Origin of the sequence: Acidovorax sp. Root275 (assembly GCF_001428965.1) — a bacterium.
GTDB lineage: Bacteria > Pseudomonadota > Gammaproteobacteria > Burkholderiales > Burkholderiaceae_C > Acidovorax > Acidovorax radicis.
This window is the reverse complement of record NZ_LMJH01000010.1, coordinates 901,266-909,342: the sequence shown is the minus strand read 5'-3', so window position 1 is coordinate 909,342 and position 8,077 is coordinate 901,266. Positions and strand designations below refer to the sequence as shown.

At 58.6% G+C, this 8,077-nt stretch carries 7 protein-coding genes and 1 tRNA gene; all 8 read left to right on the top strand.

Annotation, left to right across the window (positions count from 1 at the left end; genetic code table 11):
- The first annotated feature begins 76 nt into the window (after positions 1–76).
- The 8 genes from ASE52_RS23435 (at position 77) to rpoB (ending at position 8,073) form a co-directional block, all read left to right on the top strand.
- A tRNA-Trp gene (locus ASE52_RS23435) sits at positions 77–152 on the top strand.
- A gap of 91 nt (positions 153–243) precedes the next feature.
- Complete coding sequence (secE, locus tag ASE52_RS23430; RefSeq protein ID WP_010467236.1) at positions 244–630, top strand: preprotein translocase subunit SecE; 387 nt, start codon at positions 244–246, stop codon at positions 628–630.
- The gene (nusG, locus tag ASE52_RS23425; RefSeq protein WP_010467237.1) at positions 627–1,223 is read left to right on the top strand and encodes a transcription termination/antitermination protein NusG; all 597 of its coding nucleotides are present in this window, start codon (positions 627–629) and stop codon (positions 1,221–1,223) included. Before secE ends, nusG begins: the two co-directional genes overlap by 4 nt.
- 160 nt (positions 1,224–1,383) lie before the next feature.
- On the top strand, positions 1,384–1,815 hold the full coding sequence (rplK, locus tag ASE52_RS23420; RefSeq protein ID WP_010467238.1) for a 50S ribosomal protein L11: 432 nt from the start codon (positions 1,384–1,386) through the stop codon (positions 1,813–1,815).
- Positions 1,816–2,514 carry a 50S ribosomal protein L1 gene (gene rplA, locus ASE52_RS23415; protein WP_010467239.1) on the top strand — a complete coding sequence of 233 codons (699 nt, stop codon included), beginning with the start codon at positions 1,816–1,818 and terminating at the stop codon, positions 2,512–2,514.
- A gap of 240 nt (positions 2,515–2,754) precedes the next feature.
- Positions 2,755–3,279 carry a 50S ribosomal protein L10 gene (rplJ, locus tag ASE52_RS23410; RefSeq protein WP_029414402.1) on the top strand — a complete coding sequence of 175 codons (525 nt, stop codon included), beginning with the start codon at positions 2,755–2,757 and terminating at the stop codon, positions 3,277–3,279.
- 40 nt (positions 3,280–3,319) lie between these two features.
- Positions 3,320–3,694 carry a 50S ribosomal protein L7/L12 gene (gene rplL / locus ASE52_RS23405; RefSeq protein ID WP_010467242.1) on the top strand — a complete coding sequence of 125 codons (375 nt, stop codon included), beginning with the start codon at positions 3,320–3,322 and terminating at the stop codon, positions 3,692–3,694.
- Between the two features lie 266 nt (positions 3,695–3,960).
- Entirely contained in the window at positions 3,961–8,073 is a 4,113-nt protein-coding gene (rpoB, locus tag ASE52_RS23400; RefSeq protein WP_010467243.1) for a DNA-directed RNA polymerase subunit beta, read from the top strand.
- The last annotated feature ends 4 nt before the right edge of the window (positions 8,074–8,077 follow it).

The window sequence follows — 8,077 nt, the reverse complement described above, 5'->3', positions numbered from 1 at the left end:
TCGCTATCCGCGAAGGTGGCCGTACCGTGGGCGCTGGCGTCGTGGCCAAGATCCTCGCGTAATTGGCAAGGGATACAGGGGTATAGCTCAATTGGCAGAGCGTCGGTCTCCAAAACCGAAGGTTGTAGGTTCGATTCCTACTGCCCCTGCCACTTGAATGTGGCCTAAAACAAGCCCGCCAGGCCCTGGCGGGCTTCGGTGTCTTAAGCGGCGCCGTGAATCGGAAGCAGGAAATACTCAAAGATGGCCACTTCACAGGTTGAAACTGTCAATACAGGCGCAGACAAGGCCAAGCTCGCAGCGGTGGTGGCTTTGGTCATCGCCTCGGTGGCGGGTTTTTATTTGTTGGGAAAACAAGGCGCTCTCGTTCAATGGGCTGCGCTGATCGTCGGGCTGGTTGCGGCTGCAGGCGTATTTCTCGTATCGGAGTCCGGTCGGCAGTTCGTTGCTTTTGCAAAGGATGCATGGCGCGAAGTGAAAAAAGTTGTCTGGCCCACTCGCAAGGAAACCTTGCAGATGACGGCTTATGTGTTTGCCTTTGTGGTGATCATGGCACTTTTCCTGTGGTTCACGGACAAGACGCTGGAATGGGTTCTGTACGACTTGGTTCTGGGTTGGAGAAAATCATGACGACCGCTGCGGAAATCACTGGGGCAGAGGCTCCTGCAGGCGCTTCTGCTTCGGTAAACCCCGATCTGCGCTGGTACATCGTCCATGCCTACTCGGGTATGGAAAAAGCCGTGGAGCGCAACATCCAGGAGCGTATTGGCCGCTCTGGCATGCAGGATAAGTTTGGCCGCATTCTGGTGCCGACCGAAGAAGTTGTGGAAATGAAAAACGGCCAGCGCAAGACGACTGAGCGTCGCCTGTTTCCTGGTTATGTGTTCGTTGAAATGGTCATGGACGATGACACCTGGCATTTGGTGAAACACACCAACAAGGTGACTGGTTTCGTGGGTGGTGCAAAGAATCGTCCCGCACCTATTTCTGAAGAAGAAGTTCAGAAAATCGTCAGCCAGATGCAGGAAGGCACGGAGAAGCCGCGCCACAAGATCGAATTCATGGTGGGTGAGCTGGTTCGTGTCAAGGAAGGTCCTTTCACGGACTTCAATGGCTCGGTCGAAGAAGTCAATTACGAAAAGAGTCGTGTGCGCGTCTCCGTAATGATCTTCGGTCGCTCTACACCCGTTGAGCTGGAGTTTGGACAGGTCGAGAAGACGTAAGTCTTTTCGATAAAACCTAGTCCTCCCTGGAAAACCAGGGAAAAAGTTGAATGTCGCACTTTTCGACTCGGTGCGAACATTGTGATAGCGAGTCGTTAACCCCGGGGAGCCAGTTGCTGCGTGGTGCAGCGAAGGCGTTATGACCCGTAAGGAGTAAAACATGGCGAAAAAAATCGTCGGTTTTATCAAGCTGCAAGTCCCAGCTGGTAAGGCCAATCCATCCCCACCCATTGGTCCCGCCCTGGGCCAGCGTGGTCTCAACATCATGGAGTTCTGCAAGGCATTCAATGCGCAGACCCAGGGTGTGGAGCCTGGTCTGCCGTTGCCTGTGGTCATCACGGCTTTTGCAGACAAGAGCTTTACCTTCATCATCAAGACGCCGCCCGCAACGACGCTGATCAAGAAGGCTATCAAGCTTGAAAAGGGTTCTTCGAATCCGCTGAAGACCAAGGTCGGCAAGATCACGCGCGAACAGCTCGAAGAAATCGCCAAGACCAAGATGAAGGACATGAACGCCGCGAACGTCGACGCAGCAGTCCGTACGCTGGCTGGTTCTGCACGCTCGATGGGCGTGACGGTGGAGGGTTTGTAAATGGCCAAGTTGACAAAAAAGCAAAAGGCCCAGCAGGGCAAGGTTGACAGCACCAAGCTGTACGCCTTCGCGGATGCTGTGGTTCTGGTGAAGGAAGCGGCTACTGCCAAGTTCGATGAGTCCATCGACGTGGCTGTGCAGCTGGGTATCGATGCCAAGAAGTCCGACCAAGTGGTCCGTGGCGCCGTGGTGCTGCCCAATGGTACCGGCAAGACGACGCGTGTTGCGGTGTTTGCCCAAGGCGCCAAGGCTGAAGAAGCCAAGGCCGCCGGTGCTGACATCGTCGGTATGGACGACCTGGCCGCCATGGTCAAGGCCGGCGACATGCCGTTTGACGTGGTGATTGCCGCGCCTGACGCGATGCGCGTTGTGGGTACCCTGGGTCAGATCCTGGGCCCACGTGGCCTGATGCCTAACCCCAAGGTGGGCACCGTGACCCCTGACGTTGCTACGGCCGTGAAGAACGCCAAGGCTGGTCAGGTGCAGTTCCGCGTGGACAAGGCCGGTATCGTGCACAGCACGATCGGCCGCCGCTCGTTCGACAACGACAAGCTGCAAGGCAATCTGGCTGCACTGATCGAAGCCCTGAACAAGGCCAAGCCAGCAACCAGCAAGGGCCTGTACTTGCGCAAGGTGGCTGTGTCTTCCACGATGGGTCTGGGTGTCCGCGTGGATACGCAAACCATCGCTGCAGCGTAATTGCAAGAAATCTTCGGGCGTGCCTTCACGGGCAGGCCCGATGTGGTGGGCTGGAGCTACGAAAGTAGCGACAGGCCATCCAAGACCGTTGGTGCGCGATCCGGTCGCGCTTAAAGCCAGACAAGGCACCAACGCAGATGGCGATCCCGCTGCAGATGGAAAAATTTTCCGAAACAGTTGGTCGCTGCAACAAGAGCGCGCATGAGGCACTCGCCGAGTGCGCATTTTAAGGAGTAGACCTTGAGTCTTAATCGCAGTGAGAAAGAAGCGGTCATCAGTGAAGTGACCAGCCTCGCCGCTAAAGCTCAAACGCTTGTGATCGCGGAATACCGTGGCATCACGGTCGCCGACATGACCAAACTGCGTGTTGATGCTCGCAGCAAGGGCGTGACCCTGAGTGTTCTGAAGAACACCCTGGCTCGCCGTGCTGTGGCTGGCAGCGCGTTTGACGTGGTGGCAGACCAGATGACCGGCCCGCTGATCTACGGCTTCTCTGAAGACGCTGTGGCCGCCGCCAAGGTGGTGGCCGATTTCGCGAAGACCAACGACAAGCTGGTGATTCGCGGTGGCGCTTTCGGTGGCAAGGCCCTGGATGTCAACGGCGTTAAGCAACTGGCCAACATTCCTTCCAAGGAAGTTCTGCTGGCTCAGATTTGTGGCTTGCTTATGTCCCCCATGTCGCGTACGGCCGTTGTGCTGGGCGCGCTGGCGGCGAAAAAAGGCGAAGGCGTTGCCGAAACGGCCGCCGAACCTGTCGCAGCTTGATCGCTCGGCAGTTAACCAACAAAATTGTTAGGAAATCAAAATGGCATTCGATAAAGACGCATTTTTGACCGCGCTGGACAGCATGACGGTTCTGGAACTCAATGACCTGGTGAAGGCCATTGAAGAGAAGTTTGGCGTGAGCGCTGCAGCCATGGCTGCTCCTGCTGCCGCTGGTGGTGGCGCTGCTGCTGCTGCTGAAGAAAAGACGGAATTCAACGTCGTTCTGACCGAAGCTGGTGCCAACAAGGTGTCCGTGATCAAGGCTGTGCGCGAAATCACCGGCCTGGGCCTCAAGGAAGCCAAGGACCTGGTGGACGGCGCTCCCAAGAACGTCAAGGAAGGCATTGCCAAGGCCGACGCCGAAGCAGCTGTCAAGAAGCTGGTGGAAGCTGGCGCCAAGGCCGAACTCAAGTAATTCGGTCTTGCTCAAGGGCTGGAGTGCTCCTCAAAGGGCCTCCAGCCTTTGGTGCTTTCAGAGAGCACCCGCAAGCCTCGTTGTCAACGAGGCTTGCGAGTGTCTTCTGACAACCCCGACAGCAGAAGACGCCTTGGTTCGGGTGATGTGCAACGCATCACCGTCCGCCATGGTTGGTAGTGGCCAACCGCCAAGCCCGTGAGGACACCTCTCCTCGCGGGTCAGTCGTCGAAGACCCAGGACTCATGTCTTTGCCCGGAGATCTCATGGCCTATTCCTACACCGAACGCAAGCGAATTCGCAAAAGTTTCGGCACCCGCGATAGCGTGCTCGAAGTTCCTTATCTGCTGCAGATGCAGAAGGACGCCTACACCGCTTTCCTGCAGGCTGATAAAGCACCTCAGAAAAGAACCATCGAAGGCCTTCAGGCTGCATTCGACGCTGCCTTTCCTATCGTCTCCCACAACGGTTTTGTGGAGATGAAGTTCATCGAGTACAACCTGGCAAAGCCAGCTTTTGACGTGCGTGAGTGCCAGACCCGTGGTCTGACCTTCGCCTCGGCTGTGCGCGCCAAGGTGCAATTGATCATCTATGACCGTGAGTCTTCGACATCGCAGTCCAAAGTGGTCAAGGAAGTGAAGGAGCAAGAGGTCTACATGGGCGAAGTGCCGCTCATGACCGATAAGGGCTCGTTCATTATCAATGGGACCGAGCGCGTGATCGTGTCTCAGCTCCACCGTTCGCCTGGCGTGTTCTTCGAACACGACAAGGGCAAAACCCACAGCTCGGGCAAGCTGTTGTTCTCGGCGCGCATCATCCCGTACCGTGGCTCCTGGCTCGACTTCGAGTTCGACCCCAAGGACATCCTGTACTTCCGCGTCGACCGCCGCCGCAAGATGCCCGTCACGATTCTGCTCAAGGCCATCGGCCTGAATCCAGAATCTATCCTGGCGAATTTCTTCGTCAACGACAACTTCCGCCTCATGGACAGCGGTGCACAAATGGAATTTGTGTCCGAGCGTCTGCGTGGTGAAGTGGCCCGTTTCGACATCACCGACAAGTCCGGCAAGGTCGTTGTGGCCAAGGACAAGCGTGTGACGGCACGCCACACCCGTGAACTGGAGCAGTCCGGCACCACGCACATCAGCGTGCCCGAAGACTTCCTGATCGGCCGCGTTGTCGCCCGCAACATTGTGGACGCGGACACCGGTGAAATCATCGCCAAGGCGAATGATGAGCTGACCGAGGCACTTCTCAAGAAGCTGCGCAGCGCTGGCGTGCAAGACGTGCAATGCATTTACACCAATGAACTCGACCAGGGTGCGTACATGTCGCAGACCCTGCGCATCGACGAAACGGTGGACGAATTTGCTGCGCGCGTGGCCATCTACCGCATGATGCGCCCTGGCGAGCCGCCCACGGAAGACGCTGTGCAGGCCCTGTTCCAGCGCCTGTTCTACAACCCCGACACGTACGATCTTTCACGTGTGGGCCGCATGAAGTTCAACGCCAAGATCGGCCGCGACGAATCCACCGGCCCCATGGTGCTGTCCAACGAAGACATCCTGGCTGTGGTCAAGATCCTAGTGGACCTGCGCAACGGCAACGGCGAAGTCGATGACATCGATCACTTGGGTAACCGCCGCGTGCGCTGCGTGGGCGAACTGGCCGAAAACCAGTACCGCACCGGCCTGGCACGTATCGAAAAGGCTGTGAAGGAGCGTCTGGGCCAGGCCGAGCAAGAGCCGCTGATGCCCCACGACCTGATCAACAGCAAGCCGATCTCGGCAGCACTGAAGGAATTCTTCGGTGCCTCGCAGCTGTCGCAGTTCATGGACCAGACCAACCCGCTCGCTGAAATCACGCACAAGCGCCGTGTTTCCGCACTGGGTCCGGGTGGTCTGACCCGCGAACGTGCAGGCTTCGAAGTGCGCGACGTGCACGTAACCCATTACGGTCGCGTCTGCCCTATCGAAACGCCTGAAGGTCCAAACATCGGCCTGATCAACTCGCTGGCCCTGTACGCCCGCCTCAACGAGTACGGTTTCATCGAAACCCCGTACCGCCGTGTGGTGGACAGCAAGGTGACGATGGATATCGACTACCTGTCGGCCATTGAAGAAGGCAAGTACGTGATCGCGCAGGCCAATGCCGTGCTCGACAAGGATGGTCGCCTGACGGGTGAACTGGTCTCTGCCCGTGAAAAGGGCGAATCCATCCTGTGCGGTGCAGACCGTGTGCAGTACATGGACGTGTCCCCCGCACAGATCGTGTCGGTGGCGGCTTCGTTGGTTCCGTTCCTGGAGCATGACGATGCGAACCGCGCGCTGATGGGCGCCAACATGTCGCGCCAGGCTGTGCCTGTGCTGCGCCCTGAGAAGCCTTTGGTGGGTACGGGCATCGAGCGCGTGGCGGCTGTGGACTCGGGCACCGTGGTGACGGCCACCCGCGGCGGTATCGTCGACTACGTTGACGCCACCCGCATCGTGGTGCGCGTGAACGACGCAGAAGCACTGGCCGGTGAAGTGGGTGTGGACATCTACAACCTCATCAAGTACCAGCGTTCCAACCAGAACACCAACATCCACCAGCGCCCCATCGTCAAGAAGGGCGACATGCTGGTCAAGGGTGACGTGATCGCCGACGGCGCATCGACGGACTTCGGCGAAATCGCCATTGGCCAGAACATGCTGATCGCCTTCATGCCCTGGAATGGCTACAACTTCGAAGATTCGATCCTGATCTCCGAACGCGTGGTGGCCGAAGACCGCTACACCTCGATCCACATCGAGGAACTGGTGGTCATGGCCCGTGACACGAAGCTGGGCGCGGAAGAAATCACGCGCGACATTCCGAACCTGTCGGAACAGCAGCTGAACCGCCTGGACGAGTCCGGCATCATCTACGTGGGCGCCGAAGTGCAGCCCGGCGATACGCTGGTGGGCAAGGTCACGCCCAAGGGCGAGACCACGCTGACGCCTGAAGAGAAGCTCTTGCGCGCCATCTTCGGCGAGAAGGCTTCCGACGTGAAGGACACCTCGCTGCGCGTGGACCAGGGTTCGCAAGGCACCGTGATCGACGTGCAGGTGTTCACCCGCGAAGGCATCCAGCGCGACAAGCGCGCCCAGCAGATCATCGACGATGAACTCAAGCGCTTCCGCCTGGACCTGAACGACCAGCTGCGCATCGTCGAGGCCGACGCTTTCGACCGTATTGAAAAGCTGCTCAACGGCCGTGTGGCCAATGGCGGCCCGCAGAAACTGGCCAAGGGCACCAAGATCGACAAGGCCTACCTGGCTTCGGTCGAGAAGTTCCACTGGTTCGACATCCGCCCCGCGGAAGACGAAGTCGCCACGCAACTCGAGTCCATCAAGAACGCTCTGGAACAGACGCGCCACAGCTTCGACCTGGCCTTTGAAGAAAAGCGCAAGAAGCTCACGCAAGGCGACGAGCTGCCAGCGGGCGTGCTCAAGATGGTCAAGGTCTACCTGGCCGTCAAGCGCCGCCTGCAGCCTGGCGACAAGATGGCCGGCCGCCACGGTAACAAGGGCGTGGTCTCCAAGATCGTTCCGGTCGAAGACATGCCTTACATGGCCGATGGCACCCCTGCCGACATCGTTCTGAACCCGCTGGGCGTGCCTTCGCGGATGAACATTGGTCAGGTGCTGGAAGTCCACCTGGGCTGGGCTGGCAAGGGTATCGGTCAGCGCATCGGCGACATGCTGCAGCAGCAGGCCAAGGCGTCCGAACTGCGCACGTTCCTGGAAGAGGTGTACAACTCCCGCGGCCGCAAGGAAGACTTGTCTCAGCTGAGCGACGAAGACTTGATGGCCATGGCTGCCAACCTCACCACCGGTGTGCCTTATGCCACCCCCGTGTTCGATGGTGCTTCGGAAGAAGAAATCAAGGACATGCTGAAGATCGCCTATCCAGACGACATCGCCGAGCGCAAGGGCCTCACGCCCACCCGCACGCAGGCGTACCTGTTCGATGGCCGCACGGGCGAGCGCTTCGAGCGTCCGACGACCATCGGCTACATGCATTACCTGAAGTTGCACCATTTGGTGGACGACAAGATGCATGCCCGTTCGACCGGTCCTTACTCGCTCGTCACGCAGCAACCGCTGGGCGGCAAGGCCCAGTTCGGTGGCCAGCGTTTCGGGGAAATGGAAGTGTGGGCGCTGGAAGCTTATGGCGCCGCTTACGTCCTGCAGGAAATGCTGACCGTGAAGTCCGATGACGTGGTGGGCCGTACCAAGGTGTACGAGTCCATCGTCAAGGGCGAACACGCCATCGAAGCCGGCATGCCGGAATCGTTCAACGTGCTGGTCAAGGAAATCCGTTCGCTGGGCCTGGACATCGAGCTGGAACGCTCCTAAGCAG